Raw genomic sequence first — 22,400 nt, forward strand, 5'->3', positions numbered from 1 at the left:
GTGTCGGTGATCTTAGAAGTGGAACTGAACTCCGATTTGCGGGGCAAAGAAACTTGTTCCAATTGAGAACCTGTCGTAACCTGCACCCGGTAATTCGTTACCACTTGCATCCTCAACACGGTAGTTGTTGTAAGAAATACCTCTGAATGCAAATTCAATACCGATCTTTTTAGTCGGGAAGTAAGCAAAGCCTGGAGAAACAGCTACGCCGATAGCGGTAGATGAACCTACTTTAGCGCCAGTGTCACCACTTGCATCAGTAGCTTTAACCGTACCGAATGCCAATGGCACTGCTGCCTGACCGAAGAATTTAAACTGATCGCTTAATCCAACGTAGTATCTACCGAATGGACTTACTACAAATGCTTCATTGTAACCTGTAGGGCTCGCGGTACCTACTTTGGCGTAGTTGTAGCCAACACCAGTTCCTAATGCGAAATTATCAGAAACGAAATAACCTACGTTAGGAACTAAAGACAAAGTCTCAGTTGCTTTTGCTCCGTCTGCATCAGATTTTTGTGAATCATAAGAAGCTGTACCACCCAGTATCCATTTTCCTTTTTCTGTTTGTGCATTTACATTTAATGCAAGTACTACTACTGCTGTTAACGATAAAATTAACTTTTTCATGATTGTATGTTTAAAATTTAAAGGGCCGTTATTTTTTCGACCACAGCACAAAATTAGTCGAATATTATGGTCTGCAAAAATATTTTAAGCCGAATTAAAATCGACTTTCGTAACCCCTTGATCTACTGTCTATATTATTTTAAGGTTACACAAACATTACCAAATTGTGACAAATACCTCATTTTAGCAGGCAATTAAAGAATTAGCGTCTCCTGGCTGTTTTTTCATGAGACGCAAAACTTTAATCCACAGGAAATTACATTTTCCAATTTTTTATTTGTATTTTAGAATAAATAGAAAAATTAGTCGAAATGAGCGCTCCAATTCAAAAAGACGAAAAAACCCTCCGGGAGATCCTGGAAGCTGCCAGAGATCTTTTTACAAAAAACGGCCTGAAAAAGACCACGATGGATGATGTTGCCAGGGCCGTGGGCAAGGGTAAGAGTTCCTTATATTATTATTTCACCGGCAAAACAGAACTGTTTCGGGCCGTTGTACTTTACGAGCTAAAGAAGATATTGAAAGACATTCGCTTTGCTATTAATGCCGAAACTAGTGCCAGTGGCAAATTAAAAGCATTCCTGCTCACCAGGCTGGATCTCAAGGAGAAGACCCACAATCTGGGGCAGGTGGTTTCCGAAGATATCTTTGACAACTTTAAAGAGATCTGCGAGCTTAAAGCAGATTTCGAATTAACCCAGGTTGAGATCATAAGGGAAATTGTAAAGGGCGGCATTCAGGCCGGCGAATTCAGAGACATGACTAAAGATGAAATTGGATTTTTCTCCTGCTGGACAGCCGCAGCATTTGGCGGCCTCGAGCTTTCGATAAGTACAAACTCTGATCTTATTGCAGATAAACGTTCAATCGATAAGATAGTTGAATTTATACTCTTCGGCATAAGCCGGTAAACCTGCCGCTTCTTATCGAATAATTTCTCAAATTTGTAAAAATCCAAACTCATCATGTCTTCTATCCTGATCCATTCTGCCACCCTTGTTAATGAAAACCGGACCTTCATTGCGGATGTGTATATTAAAAATGGGCTGATCGAACAAATCGCCGGGACGATTGACAGAAAAGCTGATAAGGTTATTGACGGCCGGGGTCTGCACTTGTTCCCCGGATGCATTGACGACCAGGTGCACTTCCGTGAACCAGGCTTAACGCATAAGGCTGATATCTTTACAGAAAGCAGGGCTGCAGTAGCTGGTGGTATTACATCCTTCATGGAAATGCCCAATACGGTTCCCAATACGCTCACACAGGAATTACTTGCCGGGAAATATGAAATTGCATCCAGAACATCCGCAGCTAATTATTCCTTTTTCATGGGTGCTGGCAATGATAACCTAGACGAGGTCCTTAAAACAGATCCAAAAACCGTGTGCGGAATAAAAGTTTTCATGGGCTCGTCCACTGGCAATATGCTGGTAGATAATGAAAAGACGCTCGAGGGGATCTTCAGCCAGGCCCCGATATTAGTTGCTGTGCATTGTGAAGATGAAGCGACGATACGCGAAAACACCGCAAATTTCAAGGCTTTGTATGGTGATAAATTGACGGCCGAGATGCATCCGCAGATCCGCAGTGCCGAGGCCTGTTATAAATCGTCTTCGTTTGCTATAGAACTGGCCAAAAAACACAATACAAGATTGCATATCCTGCATATCTCATCAGCTTTGGAAACGCATTTATTTGAGAACTCTATTCCCTTGTCTGAAAAACGAATAACTGCAGAGGCATGCATACACCATCTCTGGTTTTCTGATAAGGACTATGATAAAAAAGGTAACTGGATCAAATGGAACCCAGCCATAAAGTCCGGCGAAGACCGGGAGGCTATTTTCAATGCCGTACTGGATGGCCGAATTGATATTATAGCCACTGACCATGCGCCTCATACGATGGAAGAAAAGTCGCAGCCTTATATTAAAGCTCCTTCAGGCGGTCCGCTAGTGCAGCATGCTTTAATTGCCATGCTTCAGTTTTACGATCAGGGTAAAATAAGTCTTGAAAAGATCGCAGAAAAAATGGCACACCATCCTGCAATTTGTTTCCAAATAGAAAAAAGAGGTTTTATACGCGAGGGATTTTGGGCAGATCTGGTGTTAGTCGATTTGTCCAGACCTACAGAGGTAACCAGAGAAAACATCTTATCCAAATGTGGCTGGAGCCCTTTTGATGGACTGATCTTTAGTTCTTCCATCCATACAACGATCGTTTCAGGACGGGTAGCTTATGAAAATGGGAAAGTAATTGAGAATGGTGTTGGGGAGAGGCTAATGTTCAGCAGGTAATTAGCAAATGGGGGAAATGAGTAGGTTTAGTAATTAGTATGCTTGTTGGATGTGCTGTCGACCCGGAGGGGCCGCATTTGCTAATTCTCATGCCCGCGTAATAAACCCTCTAAAATCCCCTCTCTTACTTCCCATTTTCAGTAAACTACGTACCTTTACCCCTAATATGGCTACAGTATCAATCAATCTCGCTACAGGTTCGGTTCAAAAAGAAGAAATTATTGTTGGGATAGATCTTGGCACCACGAACAGCCTGGTTGCTTTTATTAATCCGGATGGGAATCCCCAGGTAATTAATGATACGGGAAAAGGAGTGCTCGTCCCTTCTGTTGTTCACTTTCAGCCTGATGGCAGCGTCATCGTAGGCAATGAGGCGAAAGAGCATTTAATTACTGATACCCAGAATACTATATTTTCTGTGAAACGTCTTTTGGGGCGTTCATTTGATGATATTAAAGCCCATAGCGAATTATTTTCATACAAGATTATCGACGACGATAGTGAAAGCATGGTTAAGATCAATGCCGGAGGCAGGTACTATACCCCTATCGAGCTGTCAGCTATGGTCCTGAAAGAATTGAAAGATCGTGCCGAACACGCCTTGAAAACCGCGGTAAACAGGGCTGTGATTACTGTCCCTGCATATTTTAATGACAGCCAGAGACAAGCTACCCGCGACGCCGGTAAACTTGCCGGGCTCGATGTGTTAAGGATAGTAAACGAACCGACGGCCGCCAGTCTGGCTTACGGTATCGGCCTGGATCCTGAAGAAGAAAAAACCATAGCTGTGTACGACCTTGGCGGCGGAACATTCGACGTCTCAGTTCTGAAGATCCAGAACGGCATATTTGAGGTTCTTGCAACAAATGGTGATACTTTCCTGGGCGGGGATGATTTCGACCAGGCAATCGTTAATTATTGGATTGAGGCAAATCAGCTTCAGAACAGGATGAACGATGATACCCTTCGCCAGGCCCTGCGCCTGAAAGCTGAGGAAGCAAAAAAAGCCTTAACTACCCAAAATCTCTTTAACGATTTCGTCGGCGAAATTCCCTGTGCAATAACCAGGATGAAGTTTGAAGAATTAATCTCTGCAAAAGTTGAGCAAACTATTCAATCCTGCAGGAATGCACTTGCTGATGCAAACCTGAATATCAGCGATATCCAGGAAGTGGTGATGGTGGGAGGCTCGACCCGTACTCCCCTCGTGAAGCGTAAGGTGTCAGAATTTTTCGCACAGGAAGTGCATGATAAGATCAACCCTGACGAGGTGGTTGCACTGGGCGCCGCCATACAGTCGGATATTCTGGCTGGTAACCGGAAGGATATCTTACTGCTGGACGTTACTCCGCTTTCACTTGGAATTGAAACTATGGGTGGCTTAATGGATGTCATCATTCCACGAAACGCAAAAGTACCGAGTAAAGCGGGCCGGCAATACACTACCTCGATAGACGGACAGGCGAATATGAAGATCTCTGTGTACCAGGGAGAGCGGGATCTTGTGAAGGAGAACCGTAAACTTGCTGAATTTGACCTTAAAGGTATCCCGGGAATGCCTGCAGGTTTCCCAAAGGTTGACATAAACTTCCGCCTGAACGCCGACGGCATTCTTACTGTAGAAGCTGTTGAACTGCGCTCAGGAGTAAAACAAAAAGTTGAAGTGAAACCTACCTACGGCCTGACTGACGAGGAGGTTGAAAAGATGCTCATCGATAGCATACAAAATGCAAAAGAAGACGTCAGTAGAAGAATGCTGATCGAATCACGCACCGAGGGTGAACAAATGGTCTACACTGTAGAACGTTTTCTTCAAAAGAACAAAGACCAGGTTTCGGAACAGGAAACACTGGACACTCAAAAACTCTTAGATGCCTTAAAAGCTGCTTTAGTTTCCGGCGATAAAGACTTGATCCATAAAAGCATTGACGAACTGAATGAATTTACCAGGCCTTTTGCAGAGCGGCTTATGAATGTGGCCATCGGTACGGCGATGAAGGGCAGACGGGTGGAGTAGTTATACGTTATAAGTTGTACGTTATAAGTTGTACGTGAATTTCTGGTAAAGACGACTTTTGTGTCCAAAAATAAAAGAGCCGGCGACCGAACATTGTTCCACTCCCCGGCTTTTTTCGCTTAGTGCGGTACGTTTCCAACTTATAACGTAAAACGTACAACGTATAACCTTTAGGCGTATTGCAACTTACAACGTAAAACGTACAACATATAACTCTAAAGCCCGGCTTCACGCATAGATTCCTGCTCTCTTAACCCTTCAATATTATTTTTCTTTTCATAGTCATCTTTCGCTTCTGCAAAACTACTGAGGATCTCGGCAATCTTATCCAGGTTATCTGATACGTTCTGATGCATTTCAGGAAGAACTTTCTCAAGTGTCTTATTACCAAGATCGAAATTGTCTATCTCTATTTTACCGATCTTTTGCACGATAGCAGTCTGGCTATTTTTTAGATCTTCCAGTTCATGCGTGATCTTTTCCATTAAGTCGAATTTTTTCAGCTTATCCATAGTGTTGCAAATTTGGTTCACATAAGTAATGCAATTATGTTGCCAGATTGGTCACACACAGGACTTCAATCTCATCCCTTCATCAACCTCGCGACATATTTCCCGATGATATCAAATTCAAGGTTAACACTATCGCCCTTTTTAAGATACTGCATATTGGTATGCTCAAAAGTGTATGGGATAATTGCAACTGAAAAGGAGCTTGCTTTAGAGTTTACTACCGTAAGGCTTATTCCGTTAACGCAGATCGAGCCTTTTTCTACTGTGACATTGCCTGCCGAAGGGTCATAGCTGAATGTATATTCCCAGCTGCCGGCAAGTTCTTTTACATCTGTGCAAGTAGCGATCTGATCTACGTGCCCCTGTACAATGTGCCCGTCAAGACGTCCATTCATTTGCATGCAGCGTTCAATGTTGACCAGGTCTCCAGTCTTGAGACTACCGAGGTTAGATTTAAGCAGCGTTTCCTGTACTGCGGTTACCCTGTGACTGCCGTCAATAACCTCAACAACGGTCAGGCATACGCCATTGTGGGACACTGACTGGTCAACCTTCAATTCATTAGAAATTTCCGATCGTACAATAAAATGCAAATTGCCGTTTTCAGCTTTTATGTCCGTAAGCTTGCCTAAGGTTTCTATTATCCCGGTAAACATCTTATAAGATTAGTATTCTGTTCTATTTTTCTTCCAGGATGAGCTCGAGGCTACATCATTTGAGGGAGCTGCAGGATTACTCCGAGATTTCAAAAAGTTTGCGGCGATAATAGCCGCGATCATGGCTTCTTCCTCATTCGCGTTTACCAGCGCCGCCGGCGTAAAATATTTACTTACGAAATGAGTATCGAAGTCGCCTGATACAAATGCCGGATGCTGCATAACATACTTGCCAAATCCCAGCGTTGTTTGAATCCCCGTTATCGTATATTCGTCAATAGCCCTTATCATTCTCTCGATGGCCTCCCTGCGATCTTTTCCATGGGTGATTAACTTGGCGATCATAGGATCGTAATAGATCGGAATTTCCATACCTTGTTCGAAACCATCATCTACCCGTACCCCGGGGCCCTTTGGTGTTTTATATGTTTGGAGTGTGCCTATATCAGGAAGGAAGTTATTAGCCGGATCTTCAGCATACACTCTCACCTCAATCGCATGCCCGTTGATTTCAATGTCTTCCTGTGTGAAGCTTAGTTTCTCTCCTCTTGCTATCCTGATCTGCTCTTTTACCAGGTCGATCCCCGTGATCATTTCAGTAACAGGATGCTCAACCTGCAGCCTGGTGTTCATTTCGAGAAAGAAGAAGTCCAGATTTTCATCAAGGATAAATTCGACGGTTCCGGCACCTGTGTAGTTGCAAGCCCGCGCAGCATCCACAGCGCTGCGTCCCATCTTTTCCCTTAGTTCGGGGCTTAGTACAGACGATGGAGCTTCCTCAACAACTTTCTGATGGCGCCTTTGGACAGAACAATCACGTTCAAAGAGATGCACTATATTTCCATGACTGTCACCGATCACCTGGATTTCGATGTGGCGCGGCGATGAAACGTAACGCTCTATAAAAACCGACCCATCTCCAAATGCTGAAGTAGCTTCAGAGACTGCAAGATTCATCTGCTCAATAAAATCACCGGCCTTTTCAACGATCCGCATTCCTTTTCCTCCCCCGCCAGCGGCTGCCTTTATAAGTATGGGAAAGCCGATCTCAACAGCCCTTTTCTGGGCTAAAGGAATATCTTTGATTGCTTCATCAGTACCCGGGACCATAGGGATATTAAATTTCAGGGCCGCCGCTTTCGCAGACAGCTTATTCCCCATGATCTCCATCGCTTCGGGGGAAGGTCCGATCAGCACTAACCCGGCTTGTTTAACCTGCCGTGCAAAAGCAGCGTTCTCCGAAAGGAAACCATAGCCCGGATGAACTCCTTCGGCGCCGGTAAGCTTGCACGCGTCAATGATCTTGTCGCCCAGAAGGTAGGATTGGGAAGATGCAGCAGGTCCGATACAAACTGCTTCATCAGCATATCGCACGTGCAATGCATTGCGATCCGCCTCCGAATAAACCGCAACAGTATTAATTCCCATCTCGCGTGCCGAGCGCATAATACGTAGAGCAATTTCACCGCGGTTAGCAACGAGGATTTTCTTCATTTACAAATGTAAGGCTTTTAACAGGTGAGTATTGGCAGATAGTCATATTAATGGATCTTTTTCAAAGCCTCAACGGTATATTCAAGCATTGAATCATCGAAGTCAAGGTGTGTTACAAAGCGGACCATCTGTTTTCCAAACGTATTACATTTAATGCCGGCATGGCTTAGTTTCTCAACAAAATCATCGGACTTGTGATGTGAATCAAGTTCAAATATGACAATATTCGTGTCAACCGGCATAACATTTTTAACATACGGAAGGCTTTTCACCGCATCGCCTAAGATCCTGGCACGTTCGTGGTCTTCTTTCAGGCGCTGAATGTTATTATCAAGTGCGTAAATACCGGCCGCCGCCAGGAAACCTGCCTGCCGCCATCCCCCACCCAATACCTTGCGTATCCTGGTTGCCTTTGCAATAATTTCCTTACTGGCAAGCAGTACCGATCCTACCGGGGCCCCGAGTCCCTTTGAGAGGCAAACCGATACACCATCGAACATATCCCCGTAATCCTTCGGATCATCATTAGTTTCAATAAGCGCGTTAAAGATCCGCGCACCATCAAGATGTAAGTAAAGTCCTTTCATTCTGCACAGATGATAAATCGGTGCAATCTTTTCAGTTGTATAATAACTTCCCCCACCTCTGTTCACCGTGTTTTCAAGAACCACCAGGCTGCTTTTGGGATAATGGATATTATCCGGATTAATATGCGACTCTATAAGATCTGGGCTCAGGCGCCCGCGGTCGCCGTACAACAGCCGCACGGATGCCGATGAATTAAACGCAATTCCGCCGCCTTCGTACCGGTAAACATGCGCGGTTTCGTCACAGATAACCTCATCCATAGGATTAGTAAAGCACTTGATCGCTATTTGGTTTGTCATGGTACCTGAGGGGCAAAACAATCCGGCTTCCATGCCAAATATGTCAGCTGTTTTCTTCTCAAGAGCCTTCACAGTTTCATCATCACCGAAAACGTCATCGCCAACTTCTGCGCTCATCATCGCATCAAGCATACCCGGAGTCGGGCGTGTTACCGTATCACTTCGGAGATCAACGGTTTGTCTTTTTTGGTCCATGGTTAAAAATAGCAAGAAAAGAGAGAACACGAAGAGCAAATGTAACATCAACCACTTATTTAAGACAGAAACGAACTTTTCCCGGTATTTTTTGTTATAATACGATGTCCGTTGCGAAGCGAACATTCCAGGTTTATTCCAACCTCCATTCGTTCACATCAAAATTTCATACAAGCAGATACTATTCATACAATTATGGGAAAGACAATTATCGTTTCAAACAGGCTACCAGTTAAAATTTCAGAAGAAAATGGTTCATATACTTTTTTTCCAAGCGAAGGGGGATTGGCGACCGGCCTGGGCTCAATCTACCAGAACGGAGAGAATATCTGGATCGGCTGGCCGGGGCTTGAGGTTTCGGACGAAGCGCGTCAGACGGATGTAACCGAAAACCTTAAAACGATGAAGCTTCAGCCGGTTTTCTTAACTCAAAAAGAAATTACTGAGTACTACGAAGGCTTTTCCAATGAGATATTATGGCCGGTGTTTCACTATTACGCATCCACTTATGCTAACTACCAGCAGTCTAACTGGGATTATTATCAATCCGTTAATAAAAAATTCCGGGACGTGGTCCTCAGCGCCGCTGAACCGGGCGACACCATTTGGATCCACGATTACCAGTTGCTGTTGCTTCCCGGCCTGATACGGGCGGAGAGGCCAGATCTTACTATCGGCTTTTTTCTTCATATACCCTTCCCTTCTTATGAAATGTTCCGGCTGATCCCGTGGAGGGCAGAGTTGCTCGAAGGAATAACAGGCGCTGACCTGGTGGGTTTTCATACTTATGACGATGTACAGCACTTTCTTAGCGCGGCCACCCGGATCCTGCCTCTGAACTCCTCTTCAAATATCCTGACAGTAGACGACCGCCCCGTTGTCGCCGAAGCATTTCCTATGGGGATTGACTTTGAAAAGTACTCAGATCTCACGCGTGAGAAAGAGGTTCGTGAACAGATGGAGCATCTCAAAAGCACCTTCAACGGAAACAAGATCATCTTATCTGTAGACCGCCTTGATTACAGCAAAGGTATTTTACAGCGTCTGCAGGCATTTGAACTTTTAATGGAACTTCACCCTGAATATATCGGCAAGATCGCACTGTATATGATCGTGGTGCCATCACGGGACATGGTGCCCCAATACAGGGAGCTGAGAGATGCCATCGACAAGAAGGTTGGGAACATCAATTCAATCTATCGCACGATGGATTGGTCGCCCGTCCTGTATTTCTATCGTTCGTTCCCCATCGAAGCTATTTCTGCACTGTACTCGATGGCTGATATAGCTCTTGTAACACCCATGAGGGATGGAATGAACCTTGTTGCCAAAGAATATGTTGCAAGCCGCACCACCAATAGGGGTGTGCTGGTACTAAGTGAAATGGCCGGTGCCTCAAAAGAACTTATTGATGCTGTAATAGTAAACCCCAATAACATCGGCGACATCACCCGTTCCATTGTAAGGGCGCTGAACATGCCCGAGGAAGAACAGGAGTTCCGGATGCGCCAGATGCGCAGCATCGTGTCAAGGTTCAATATCTTTCATTGGGTAAAGATCTATATGGAGAAGCTGCAGGAAGTCAAAGAACTCCAGCGGTCTATGCAATCAAGGCATGTCGATACCAGCATCGGTAAATCAATCACGAGAATCTACGCAGAGGCCTCCCGCCGGATCATATTCCTCGACTATGATGGCACCCTTGTAAACTTCAATGCTGATATCAATAAAGCGTCGCCCGATGAGGCACTCTACAAATTACTTATGGAGCTAGTTGCCGACAAAGCAAATACGATAGTGCTGATCAGCGGCCGCGATCATGAAAAAATGGAAGAATGGTTTGGTGATACGGGCATCCACATGATAGCAGAACATGGAGTTTGGCAGAAAGCATACGGCAAGAAATGGAAAAGCCTGCGGGGGCTTAGCGATAAATGGAAAGAGGATATCATGCCCATCCTTAACACCTACACTGACCGTACCCCGGGCGCATTTGTCGAAGAAAAAAGCTTCTCACTGGTCTGGCACTATCGCAAAGTCCCGAAAGACCTGGGTGAGTTAAGAGCCTCAGAACTAGTTAACAATCTTGGATATCTTACTCGTGATCGCGGATTGCAATTACTTCCCGGGAGTAAAATCATAGAGGTAAAAAACATGGAAGTGAATAAGGGGAAAGCAACACTTCACCATCTATACAAACAAGACTACGATTTCATCATGGCCATAGGCGACGACCATACTGACGAAGATATTTTCAAGGCCTTACCTGATACTGCCTATACATTTAAGGTGGGCAGCACGATGTCCGCGGCACGATACTATTTGCGTAATACAACTGAAGTCAGGCAATTCCTGAGCCGCCTGGCTAACGCGCCGGTCATTGAGTTTTCAGAACGTATTTTTAAACAAAGGCCGCTTATAAAAAAATAGGCTTGTCCAGTTTGATGGCGATACGGTATGCAGCATTCATCAGGCCTACATGACTATAGGCCTGTGGGAAGTTACCCCACTGGCTGCCAGTTTCCTCATCCACATCTTCGCTGAAAAGCAATAAATGATTCGAGTATTTCAAAAGGTTCTCAAACTCTTTAACGGCCTCGTCGATCCTTCCCACGCAGGCTAATGCTTCCACATACCAGAAGGCACAGATCAGAAAAGTAGTTTTAGGCTTTCCGAAGTCGTCTGAATGAAGATACCTGTAAAATAATCCATTAGGAGTCTTCAGCTCCTTCTCAAGGGCTATCAGGTGATCTTTAGCACGATCTGAGGCCGGATCCAGGTAATTCATCATAATGAGTTGGAGTGTGCTGGCGTCCAGGTGCGGGCTATCAACCGCATGTGCATACACCTTCCGTACCGGGTCGTAGCAATTCTCAATATGAACAGCAGCACGTTCTTTCAGGGCTATCGCTCTTTGCATCAGCTTCTCGTCGCCAATTGCCCGCGCCATTTTTTCGGCAGCAGAGCAACCTGCCCATTGGAAAAGATTGCTGTAGCAGTGCGTATTGGCAATATTCCTGAATTCCCATATTCCCGCGTCTTTCTCATCGATGGTCAGCTCCACTTTTGTAAGCAGATAATCAATCCATCGTGCAGAATCCTTACGCTCCGAAAAAACAAAACGGTGATCAACATACAGTGGCAGCAGAGAAATCAAAACCTGCCCATAAATATCGTTTTGGATATGCTCATAAGCCTGGTTGCCAACCCTGACAGGCTTATTTCCCATGTATCCCTCCAGATGGTCTAATATATTTTCATAAAGATGCTTCTCACCTGTAATTCCATAAAGGGGCTGAAAACGGCCTTTCTCCGAAAAAGAGATATCCGATACATAATTAAAATAGCGTTCCATTTCTTCGAAATGCCCGATATGGCTTAATGAAGAAATTACATAATATGTATCCCGTAGCCAACAATACCGGTAATCCCAATTACGTCCGCTGCCCGGAAATTCAGAAAGACTGGTCGTACTTGCAGCGATGATGGCACCAGTATCTTCATATTGATGGATCTTCAAGACCAAAGCAGACCGGATAACATTCTTTTGAAAGAAAGCCGCAATTGATGAATGCTTGATCCAAAGCCGCCAGTAAGCCACCGTTTCCCGTAAAAATTGCTCTGAGGTATTCGCTAAAGGGGCTTCGAGCGGTTTACCATAGGTCAGCACAAGATATTTGGTTTCGCTTAATACGCTATACTGCTCATCAATTATATAGTTAATAGGTATATTGGTGGTAAGCCGTACTTTTTCCTCAGTTCCGAAGTACTCTATATGGCTGCTCCCCCGCTGCCGGGAAAGGGTTTTTAATCCGTAATCGTATACCGGTTTGCAAACAACCTTGACCCTCGGCGTTCCCTCCAGCACTTCGATCTTCCTGACAAGCATTAACGGCTTGAAATACCGTTCAAACTGGTTGAAACGCGGTGCAAAATCCGTGATCCTATAAACACCTTCCGTAGAAGTGATCACTGTACAAAGCACATTCGTATTTTCCAGGTAGTATTGTTCCGACTGGTAATCGCCCTCAGGCAGGATCGAAAATTCTCCTCCCTTCTCTCTATCCATTAACCCGCCGAAAATAAACGAGCTATCGAAACGCGGCCAGCACAGCCATTCAACATTTGTATTTTTATGTATATGTGCGAGATATGCACAATTTCCTATAAGACCGGTTTGATAGAGGTGGTTCTTCATAAAAAGTATCTGCTCTCAGGATGGGATCGTTCGTTCGAAATATAAACAAGTATTACACCAAATACCGCCAAAAAGTTTTCTAAAACTTACCGGGTTGTCAGAAATCAGCCTTCCACTGCACGGAAACCCACATAGACCCCTGAATCGCGCACAGAATTTTATTTTGCGGTTTTTTTAACTTTAGTATAAATTCATACATTTAGCTTTTTATAAGGAAACGAACGTATGATCATTATTGCAGATGGAGGGTCTACCAAGACCAATTGGTGTTTATTGAATAAAGCTGGTCAAAAAATATACTTTAATACAGAAGGTTATAATCCATATTTTGTAAGTACAAAGTACATTACAGATTCACTTAAAAAAGATCTTCCGTCAGACCTTGAGCTCGACGAAGTAACTGAGGTTAACTATTACGGCGCCGGTTGTTCAACCGAAGACAAGGTAAAAATAGTCGCCGATGCGATGAAAGCCGTTTTTAAAAACGCAAGCATACATATAGGTCATGATCTTTTGGCAGCGGCCAGGGCGCTCTTAGGTTTAGAGACAGGCTTCGCAGCCATTCTTGGAACGGGTACGAATACCGGAGTATACAACGGAAAAGATATTGTACATAATATTGATTCCGCGGCATATATCCTGGGTGATGAAGGCAGCGGCTGCTATATTGGCAAAAAACTGTTGACCGACTATCTTCGTGGCTATATGCCCGAAGTAGTGAGGCAGCGTTTTTGGGAGACTTATAAGCTTACTGTTGACGAAGTAACCGATCGCGTGTATACCCAACCTCTGGCTAACCGCTTTTGCGCCAGCTTCGCAAAGTTCGTTTATGATAATAATGTTCACGCTGAATACTCAAGGGCCATTGTAAAAACATCCTTTGTCGACTTCTTCGAAAATCTTGTAAGCCATTATCCTAATTATAAAGATTATACATTCAATTGTATCGGCTCTGTAGGATACAATTTCAGGAATGTGCTTGAAGAAACTGCAATAGAATATGGAATGAAAGTTGGAAAGATCATCCGTTCACCAATAGATGACCTTGTTCGATATCATGTTGAGCTGGCACCGAGGAAGAGGGCGTAGTTAGTATCCATTTACATGGCCGGGAATTACTGCCTAAGTAAATTACTTCCCGAATGATAGCTCCTTCTGGAACAACCTCGCATATTTTCTTTTATCGAATTTATAAAGCTTGGCCGCACGGTACGAAACACCCCGCTGCTTTTCATCAAGCTCTTTTAAGATCCCATAATTAAGCATCTTCTTTCGGAAATTACGCTTATCCAGCTTCTTATTAAGTATAACTTCATAAAGATGCTGCAACTGTGTCAACGTAAATTTCTCGGGAAGTAACTCAAATGCAATTGGCTGGTAGCTTATCCGCGTCCTGATCTTGCCAAAGGCCCGCCCAAAGATCTGATCGTGGTCGAATGCAAGATTAGGAAGCTCCGCGATCGGTTTCCAAACCGCCTTCCTGGCATAATCGGTAACCGGAACGGGCTTTAATTCCTTATTCCCACTAAGCCGGATCATCGCATAATAACCAACGGTGACCACCCGCCCCTGCGGGTGCCGGTTAACATCGCCAAAGGTGTAGAACTGATCCATATATATCCCTTTAAGGCCGGTTAGTTCATACAAGATCCGTTCAGCTGCAGTATCCAGGCTTTCATCCTGTTCTACAAGATATCCGGGGAGTGCCCACCAGTCTTTAAAGGGCTCAGCATTACGTTCAATCAGCAAAACTTTAAGCTCACCCTCATCGAATCCAAAAATCACGCAGTCTATTGAAAATACCGAATCGAATTTGGGCAGAATTGTTTCCACGGGGTAGCATTAATTAAAAGACTAAATATATAAGGATTAAAAGTAAAGGGTGAAAAAATCTGGCAAAAATTACTTAGTGTAAAAAATACACCCTATCTTCGTTGAGATCAATAAAGATTAATATTGTCGGAAATAAAAAAAATAGGCGTTTTTACGTCCGGAGGCGACGCGCCGGGCATGAATGCATGTATCCGGGCCGTTGTCAGAACTGCAATATTTAAAAATATCGAAGTGGTGGGGATCCGTCAGGGATACCAGGGAATGCTTGAATGCAATTTTTGGGACATGACGGCCAGAGACGTTGGTAACATTATCCATATAGGTGGCACTATTTTAAAAACAGCGCGATGCCTTGAGTTTAAAACTGCCGAGGGCACAAAAAAAGCCTATGAAAATCTGAAAGCCCACGGGATAGACGCCCTTGTAGCAATTGGCGGTGATGGGACAGCGAATGGCGCCGACCGGCTCTCGAGGACGTTTGATATTCCGGTAATGTGCATACCCGGCACGATAGACAACGATCTTAACGGATCTGACTTCACACTTGGTTTTGATACTGCCACAAATACAGTTATCGAAGCAATCGACAAGATCAGGGATACAGCCGCATCACACGACCGCCTATTTTTTATCGAAGTTATGGGGCGTGATTCGGGTTGCATCGCACTTCATGCGGGTATCGCCGGAGGTGCGGAAGCCGTACTTCTTCCCGAAAGGGAAACCGCTATAGATGAGCTGATAGAGAAGCTTTCGAGCCAGGCAAAGAACAAGAAAACGTCAAGCATAGTGATCGTTGCAGAGGGCGATAAAAACGGAGGCGCCTATCATGTTGCCGCCCGTGTAAAAGAAAAATTTGATTTTTACGACAGTAAAGTCACTATATTAGGGCATTTACAAAGAGGTGGCAGTCCGAGCAGTTTCGACCGTATTTTAGCCAGCAGACTGGGTTTCGCTGCTGTTAAGGCGTTATTAAATGGCAGGACCCGTCAGATGGTAGGCCTTCGCGGCAACGCAATAGTGCTTACTCCTCTTGAAGAAGCATTAAATATTTCCCATTTCAAGCTTGAGGATGATCTGCTGGAAATGATAAATGTATTATCAATATAGTTATATGATTGCGGTAGTTTATAGCGGGTCGAGATTTGCAGATTGGAAGTTGGCTGAAAGAGGAAAGATCGTTTCAGAATTTAAAACTCAGGGGATCAACCCGTTTTTTAGTGACAAGAACTCAATAAATCAACTACTTAACAAGAACGTTCAGCTAATCAATAATGCTGAAAAAATAAATTGGGTTTATTTTTTCGGTGCAGGCGCATCCTCACCGGAGAGACAAAAAATTATATCCGAGTCTTTTGGATCATTCTTCAGATATAGCCGCGTGGTGGTTGATCATGACCTGAAAGCTGCTGCACTGGCAGCCTGCGGCGACGAACGCTGCGTCCTGGGCATTCTCGGCAGCGGGTCAAATGCCGCTTATTTCGACGGGAAAAAAGTCCATAGCAACAATTTTGGATTAGGGTATATTCTCGGTGACGAAGGCTCTGCGAACTGGCTTGGCATAAATTTGCTTAAGGCTTTCCTGAATGAAAAGATCCCATCTGATTTCGAAAAGCTGTTTCTAAAAAAATATGACCTGGACAGGACACAAATCCTCGATAAAGTTTACAGACAGCCACAACCGGCCTTATTTTTGAGCTACTTTTCTGATTTCCTAATGGATCACCGAAATGATACCTTTGTAAAGCAGCTGGTGCTCTGCGGCTTTGATGCTTATTTTAAGACCTATATCATTCCGCTCAAAAAACAGTATCCCGGCGCGCCCGTACACATCGTCGGAACGGTGGCTTCAGGCTTTGAAGACTATCTGCGTGAGTCTGCTACAAATAACGGCTTAAAAATCAACTCCGTGATTAAGGAACCGATATATAACTTATTAAAATATTACTCTAACAAAAATTAATAAACATGAAAACGGCATGAGCTTACCATTTCAAAAACCAAACAAGCTCATGCAAGCCCGTCCGAATGGTTTGGCCGGGCGGACTTCATATCCGCTAAAAAATAAAAATAAAACAAAATGAAAATAGGAATCAATGGATTTGGCCGGATTGGCCGTTTAGCTTTCAGAGCTGCAATTGAACGTGAAGGTGTCGACGTAGTAGGCATCAACGACCTTGTTGAACCAGATTATATGGCATATATGCTAAGGTATGATTCAACTCACGGGCAGTTCAAAGGCTCGATCGAAGTTAAAGACGGTAACCTTGTTGTAAACGGTAAAACCATTCGCGTAACCGCAGAGAAAGATCCTTCCAATCTAAAATGGAATGAGGTAGGCGCAGAGGTTATCATCGAATCAACCGGCTTGTTTTTAACCCAGGCCGATGCTCAAAAGCATATCGATGCAGGCGCAAAAAAAGTAGTGCTTTCTGCTCCGGCAAAAGATGATACTCCTACGTTTGTAATGGGCGTAAACCATAAAGAACTGACAGCAAGTCAGAATATCGTTTCAAACGCCTCATGTACCACCAACTGCCTTGCCCCACTGGCTAAAGTCCTGCATGATAATTTCGGCATCGTTGAAGGATTGATGACTACTGTTCACGCGGTTACAGCAACTCAAAAAACTGTTGACGGCCCGTCTGCTAAAGACTGGAGAGGCGGAAGAGGCGCGTATCAAAACATTATACCATCATCAACCGGCGCGGCTAAGGCGGTAACCCTTGTTATTCCTGAACTGAAAGGAAAACTTACAGGAATGTCTTTCCGTGTACCTACAGTCGATGTATCTGTAGTAGATTTGACAGTTCGCCTGGATAAAGGTGCAACTTACGAGCAGATCAAGAAGGTTATGAAAGATGCTTCTGAAGGTGAACTGAAAGGCATCATGGGTTATACTGAAGACGACGTTGTTTCGACAGACTTCCTGGGAGATGCCCGTACATCTATTTTCGATGCAAAAGCCGGGATCGCGCTGAATGATAATTTTGTAAAAGTTGTTTCCTGGTATGATAATGAATGGGGTTATTCAAATAAATTGATTGACCTGGTTCAGCTGGTTGGATCAGTTAAATAAAAATAGGATTGATAGGATTGTAGGATTAATAGGATGTTGGGCGGAGAGTTCAATGTCATTGCGAGCGGAAGCAAGGATGCTGGGCGGAGATGCGCCGTATTTTTCATTGCGAGCGGAAGCAAAATTTTTAATACAACCGAAGCCCTGCTTAATTTATAGAGCAGGGCTTTTTTTTGAGAACCCAGAGCAGCTTATCAGGACCAGATTCGCTGACTCCGAAGGAGTCAGATCTTTATAGAAAATTATTTAGTACGTTTTCCCGACCCCGAAGGTGGTCGCCCGGATGAACACCGTTCGGACAGGGTCGCATGTTTATAGATAACGTTGTTCATCTTACCCGACCCCGACGGGGTCGTATATTTATAGTAACCGGTGTTCCCGGGCAAATCGACCCCGAAGGGGTCGTATGTAATACAACGACACATGCGACCCCGTCCGAACGGTGTTCATCCGGGCGGGCACCTTCGGGGTCGGGGTGTCGGGCCGGAAAGATGTTCTATAAACATTTGACCCCTTCGGGATCGTTATCTACAGACCACTCGGTGAAACAATGTCAACCAAAATCCTGGATCCTTTAAATAATAACATTGGACGCAGCGGTGGGGTTTTTGCTTCCATTTCCTATTTTTATCTTCATAAAATGTGAAACTTCGATGAAAAAAGTCTCCTGGGGAATTATCGGCTGCGGTGATGTTACAGAAGTAAAGAGCGGCCCGGCCTTCAACCTTGTGCCAAATTCAGAATTAACTGCCGTGATGCGGCGTGATCCAGGAAAAGCAGAGGATTATGCAAAACGTCATGGTGTTAAAAACTGGTATTCTGATGCTGGTGAGCTGATCAATGACTCTGCCGTAAATGCCATCTATATAGCCACGCCTCCCGCCTTTCATGAAGCCTATACGCTGCAGGCCTTCAAAGCTGGCAAGCCAGTTTATGTGGAGAAACCCATGGCCCTGGATTCATCCGAATCGCTGCGGATGGCAGAGGCAGCCGCCAGATATTCCTGCAAGTTAAGCGTTGCTCACTACCGGCGTGCTCAGCCACGATTTCAAAAAGTCCGGCAACTGCTGCAGGAAAAATCAATAGGTGATGTCATTTCGGTAAACCTTCAATTACACCAGGCTTATCAGCCCGGGACGGAGAACACCTGGCGTACCAACCCTGCAATATCAGGGGGCGGTTTGTTTCATGACCTGGCACCGCATCAGATCGACCTGATGGTCTATTTTTTTGGATTCCCGCTGGATGTTAAAGGCAGTTCGCTGAACCGGGCGAATCTGTATGATGCGGATGACTATGTACACGCTGAACTTCTGTTTAAGAATAATATCCGTTTTAGAGGAATGTGGGACTATAACGCCCGGCTTGAAGATGAGTTGGATATCTGCGAAATAACGGGAACACAGGGTACAATCCGGTTTGCTGTGTTCAGCGATTTATGCGAACTGGTTAAAGATGGTCAAACCAAGGTTCTTGAGTTCGATCATTTGCCTCATGTTCAGCAGCCTATGATTGAGGCCGTTGTAAAGCATTTTCTTGATGAAGGGCAGAACCCCTGCCCGGCAGCAGATGCTGTTGAAGTGATGAAGATAATTGATAAAGTTACGGGGAAGATCAACTAGCAATTTGTCAATGAGTAAATCACTGGTGTCCGGTTAAAAAGTTTTGCTGTCGACCCCGACGGGGTCGTATATTTATAGTAACCGGTGTTCCCGGGCAAATCGACCCCGAAGGGGTCGTATGTAATACAACGACGCATGCGACCCCGTCCGAACGGTGTTCATCCGGGCGGGCACCTTCGGGGTCGGGGTGTCGGGCCGGAAAGATGTTCTATAAACATTTGACCCCTTCGGGGTCAGCGCTAATGGCGATTTAATAAGGGGTTTGCTTTTTAAACCTTATCAAAAAACGGTCAATCTAAAGCACAAGAGCATATTTATCAAGAACTTAATGTTAACCCGGACGCTAGTGATGAGTAAATTAGCAAATGGTGGTGATCAGTACAGCAATCACACTCGTCAAAATTGCAATCGTGCCGAATACACTTACACTAAGGTGACTTATGCCCAATAAAAAAACGACACGAACTAAGCGGATCATCAGGGCTGAAATATCTAAAGATCGTAACTGATAAATTTTATCAAAATTCGAGATGCTGCGGCAGACTAAAAACACCACCAACAACGGCGTCAAACAAACAGGCTATTTTACGCGTCCTGTTTCTTATGTAAGTATTCCCCGCATCAGGCAGAATATTTCCTTAGAGAGCTTTATTTTAGCTTAATACAGGGACTTGTCTGAAAACATGTCATCGTTCATTGTGAATTTTGCGATTCGAGATCTTTAGAATACTTTCCTGCCACCTTCTTCGTACCTTCCTCGTACCTTCTTTGTCTATTATTTGCCTGACGTTGGTTAAAATGGCTTTCGAGACGAAGAAGTGACGAAGAAGGCACAAACAAAACCTCTTTTTTAGACTATTTTCTGATCTGGTATAAAAACACGCTTGATTTCAAAAAGCCGCCGATAGCTTTTTACGGTAAAATGGGAAATTCAGGGAAGGTCACCCGCAGTCAACAGGGACACGATAAAAAGCCTGGTACTTACACTAAGTACTACTTAATCTGCCCGTTTAAGAACCATCCCTCCCAGTGGCGGCAAATTCATCAATCCCGATTGCTTCTTTCCATGCCAGGAGATCTCTTCAGAAATGATCATTTCTTCCCTAACAAAGCCACTCCCATAAAACTTCTGATCATCTGAATTGAGAATGATTTGCCATTTACCCTCGGCTGGCAAACCTATGCGCCAGGTAGTCCTCGGCACTGGCGTTAAGTTGAGAACTATAAGCAGGTCCCTGGCTCGCTCGTTGCCTTTACGGGAGTAAACCAATACCGAATTTTCGGAATCCCCCCCTTCTATCCATTCAAAACCGGTACTTTCAAAACTCTTCTCATACAATGCTGGCTCGGAAGTATATAGCTTATTCACAGATTTTACCATTTCGCTAACACCCTGGTGCGGCGTGTGCTCAAGTAAATGCCAGTCGAGTGAACGGTTAAAATCCCATTCAGCGCTCTGGCCGATCTCATTACCCATAAACAGGCACTTTGTTCCGGGATGCGTGAACATATACAGGTACAGCAAGCGGAGATTGGCAAATTTTTGCCAGTCATCCCCCGGCATGCGATTAAGAAGCGATCCTTTTCCGTGTACAACCTCGTCGTGTGAAAAGGGCAGCATAAAATTCTCTGTAAAGGCGTATTCTGTGCTGAACGTGATCCTGTTATGATGGTATTTACGATGAACCGGGTCTCTGGAAAAGTAATCCAGCGTATCGTTCATCCAACCCATCATCCATTTCATACCAAAACCAAGCCCGCCGGCATAAGTAGGCTTGCTGACACTGGGAAAGGCAGTAGATTCTTCAGCAATAGTCTGAACATCGGGAAAATGGCCGTAGACCGCCTCATTGAACTCTTTCAGGAAACTTATCGCTTCCAGATTTTCGTTACCTCCGTATTCATTGGGGATCCACTCTCCTCCTTCCCGGGAATAATCGAGATACAGCATTGAAGCTACGGCATCTACACGCAGACCATCAGCATGATAGCGGTCAAGCCAGAAGATCGCATTACTGATTAAAAACGATCTCACTTCGTTACGGCCATAGTTGAAGATATAGGATTTCCAATCGGGATGGAACCCTTTTTTCATATCGGCATGTTCGTATAAATGAGTACCGTCAAACCGGTAAAGGCCGTGCTCATCGCCCGGAAAGTGCGACGGAACCCAGTCGAGTATCAGGCCGATATCATTTTGGTGCAGTTGCTCAATGAGGTACATGAAATCCTGAGGTGTTCCAAACCGCGATGTCGCAGCAAAATAACCCGTGATCTGATAACCCCAGGAAGGATAAAAAGGGTGTTCCATCATAGGCAGGAACTCAACATGCGTAAAACCCATCTCCTTCAAATAAGGAATCAGCTTCGCTGCCATTTGGCGATAACTTAAGAATTCATTGGGCGACTCCATGCTTCTGGCCCATGACCCGAAATGCACCTCATAAACTGACATGGGTTTATTCAGTGCGTTTCTCTCGTAACGCGACTTCATCCACGATTCGTCCTTCCATTCATACCAGGTATCCCAAACGATCGAGGCAGTTGAGGGCGGCTCCTCCCATCTGAGAGCAAATGGATCTGCCTTCTCCAGGCTTTCGCCTGTATTAGAGTTAATGACATATTTATAAACCTCACCGGTGCCCACGCCCGGGATAAAGGTTTCCCATATGCCTGAACCATCCCATCGTACAGACATGGGATGTGATGACCGGTTCCACCCGTTGAAATTTCCTTCAACCGATACCTGCCGGGCATTCGGAGCCCACACGGCAAAATAAGTACCGTCAAGGCCGTCGTGAGTTACAACATGAGAACCGAACTTCTCATATAGCTTGTAATGTTTACCGGCCCTGAAGAGACTGATATCAAAATCTGAAAACCGTGAGTACCATGCACGGGGCTCTACGGCAGGAACAGGTACCGGCAGAACATGAGGTTGATCTTTTTTGGCCATATTGCTATATCACAGGTAGAACTA

At 44.7% G+C, this 22,400-nt stretch carries 17 protein-coding genes; 9 read left to right on the top strand and 8 right to left on the bottom strand.

Annotation, left to right across the window (positions count from 1 at the left end):
- Positions 1-12: 12 nt before the first annotated feature.
- Positions 13-630, bottom strand: coding sequence for an outer membrane beta-barrel protein (locus tag P2W76_RS12580; RefSeq protein WP_276348179.1), 618 nt, complete (start codon positions 628-630; stop codon positions 13-15).
- 311 nt (positions 631-941) lie between these two features.
- Here P2W76_RS12580 and P2W76_RS12585 point away from each other — a divergent pair, with 311 nt between their 5' ends.
- The 3 genes from P2W76_RS12585 to hscA all read left to right on the top strand — a co-directional run bounded on the left by P2W76_RS12585 (position 942) and on the right by hscA (position 4,947).
- Positions 942-1,541 carry a TetR/AcrR family transcriptional regulator gene (locus P2W76_RS12585; RefSeq protein ID WP_276348180.1) on the top strand — a complete coding sequence of 200 codons (600 nt, stop codon included), beginning with the start codon at positions 942-944 and terminating at the stop codon, positions 1,539-1,541.
- A 54-nt stretch (positions 1,542-1,595) separates the two neighbouring features.
- Positions 1,596-2,930 (top strand): dihydroorotase, encoded by a 1,335-nt coding sequence (locus tag P2W76_RS12590; protein WP_276348181.1) that lies wholly within the window; start codon positions 1,596-1,598, stop codon positions 2,928-2,930.
- Positions 2,931-3,096: 166 nt separating this feature from the next.
- Positions 3,097-4,947, top strand: a complete 1,851-nt coding sequence (gene hscA / locus P2W76_RS12595) for a Fe-S protein assembly chaperone HscA (RefSeq protein ID WP_276348182.1) — start codon at positions 3,097-3,099, stop codon at positions 4,945-4,947.
- 215 nt (positions 4,948-5,162) lie between these two features.
- Here hscA and P2W76_RS12600 read toward each other — a convergent pair whose 3' ends face one another.
- From P2W76_RS12600 to P2W76_RS12615, 4 genes are all read right to left on the bottom strand, one after another.
- Positions 5,163-5,459, bottom strand: coding sequence for a hypothetical protein (locus tag P2W76_RS12600; protein ID WP_276348183.1), 297 nt, complete (start codon positions 5,457-5,459; stop codon positions 5,163-5,165).
- Between the two features lie 71 nt (positions 5,460-5,530).
- The gene (locus P2W76_RS12605) at positions 5,531-6,115 is read right to left on the bottom strand and encodes a riboflavin synthase (protein WP_276348184.1); all 585 of its coding nucleotides are present in this window, start codon (positions 6,113-6,115) and stop codon (positions 5,531-5,533) included.
- A 9-nt stretch (positions 6,116-6,124) separates the two neighbouring features.
- Positions 6,125-7,609 carry an acetyl-CoA carboxylase biotin carboxylase subunit gene (gene accC, locus P2W76_RS12610; RefSeq protein ID WP_276348185.1) on the bottom strand — a complete coding sequence of 495 codons (1,485 nt, stop codon included), beginning with the start codon at positions 7,607-7,609 and terminating at the stop codon, positions 6,125-6,127.
- Positions 7,610-7,656: 47 nt separating this feature from the next.
- Positions 7,657-8,691, bottom strand: a complete 1,035-nt coding sequence (locus P2W76_RS12615; protein WP_276348186.1) for a GntG family PLP-dependent aldolase — start codon at positions 8,689-8,691, stop codon at positions 7,657-7,659.
- A gap of 195 nt (positions 8,692-8,886) precedes the next feature.
- Here P2W76_RS12615 and P2W76_RS12620 point away from each other — a divergent pair, with 195 nt between their 5' ends.
- Positions 8,887-11,121, top strand: coding sequence for a bifunctional alpha,alpha-trehalose-phosphate synthase (UDP-forming)/trehalose-phosphatase (locus P2W76_RS12620; RefSeq protein WP_276348187.1), 2,235 nt, complete (start codon positions 8,887-8,889; stop codon positions 11,119-11,121).
- Here the strand turns inward: P2W76_RS12620 and P2W76_RS12625 are convergent.
- Positions 11,108-12,889 (bottom strand): glycoside hydrolase family 15 protein, encoded by a 1,782-nt coding sequence (locus tag P2W76_RS12625; RefSeq protein ID WP_276348188.1) that lies wholly within the window; start codon positions 12,887-12,889, stop codon positions 11,108-11,110. The genes P2W76_RS12620 and P2W76_RS12625 overlap by 14 nt on opposite strands.
- 225 nt (positions 12,890-13,114) lie before the next feature.
- Here P2W76_RS12625 and P2W76_RS12630 point away from each other — a divergent pair, with 225 nt between their 5' ends.
- Positions 13,115-13,978 carry an N-acetylglucosamine kinase gene (locus P2W76_RS12630; protein WP_276348189.1) on the top strand — a complete coding sequence of 288 codons (864 nt, stop codon included), beginning with the start codon at positions 13,115-13,117 and terminating at the stop codon, positions 13,976-13,978.
- A 42-nt stretch (positions 13,979-14,020) separates the two neighbouring features.
- Here the strand turns inward: P2W76_RS12630 and P2W76_RS12635 are convergent, their stop codons facing one another.
- Positions 14,021-14,722: an NUDIX domain-containing protein gene (locus tag P2W76_RS12635; RefSeq protein ID WP_276348190.1), complete on the bottom strand. Its 702-nt coding sequence runs from the start codon at positions 14,720-14,722 to the stop codon at positions 14,021-14,023.
- 123 nt (positions 14,723-14,845) lie between these two features.
- On the opposite strand from P2W76_RS12635, the gene pfkA reads away from it, so the two are divergent.
- The 4 genes from pfkA (at position 14,846) to P2W76_RS12655 (ending at position 19,420) form a co-directional block, all read left to right on the top strand.
- Complete coding sequence (gene pfkA / locus P2W76_RS12640) at positions 14,846-15,829, top strand: 6-phosphofructokinase (RefSeq protein ID WP_276348191.1); 984 nt, start codon at positions 14,846-14,848, stop codon at positions 15,827-15,829.
- A gap of 4 nt (positions 15,830-15,833) precedes the next feature.
- Complete coding sequence (locus tag P2W76_RS12645; RefSeq protein ID WP_276348192.1) at positions 15,834-16,682, top strand: hypothetical protein; 849 nt, start codon at positions 15,834-15,836, stop codon at positions 16,680-16,682.
- 117 nt (positions 16,683-16,799) lie between these two features.
- Entirely contained in the window at positions 16,800-17,798 is a 999-nt protein-coding gene (gap, locus tag P2W76_RS12650) for a type I glyceraldehyde-3-phosphate dehydrogenase (RefSeq protein ID WP_276348193.1), read from the top strand.
- A 653-nt stretch (positions 17,799-18,451) separates the two neighbouring features.
- Positions 18,452-19,420, top strand: a complete 969-nt coding sequence (locus P2W76_RS12655; protein WP_276348194.1) for a Gfo/Idh/MocA family oxidoreductase — start codon at positions 18,452-18,454, stop codon at positions 19,418-19,420.
- A gap of 997 nt (positions 19,421-20,417) precedes the next feature.
- Here the strand turns inward: P2W76_RS12655 and glgB are convergent.
- Complete coding sequence (gene glgB / locus P2W76_RS12660; protein ID WP_276348195.1) at positions 20,418-22,376, bottom strand: 1,4-alpha-glucan branching protein GlgB; 1,959 nt, start codon at positions 22,374-22,376, stop codon at positions 20,418-20,420.
- Positions 22,377-22,400 lie beyond the last annotated feature (24 nt).

Source organism: Daejeonella sp. JGW-45 (assembly GCF_029360805.1).
Taxonomy (GTDB): domain Bacteria; phylum Bacteroidota; class Bacteroidia; order Sphingobacteriales; family Sphingobacteriaceae; genus Daejeonella.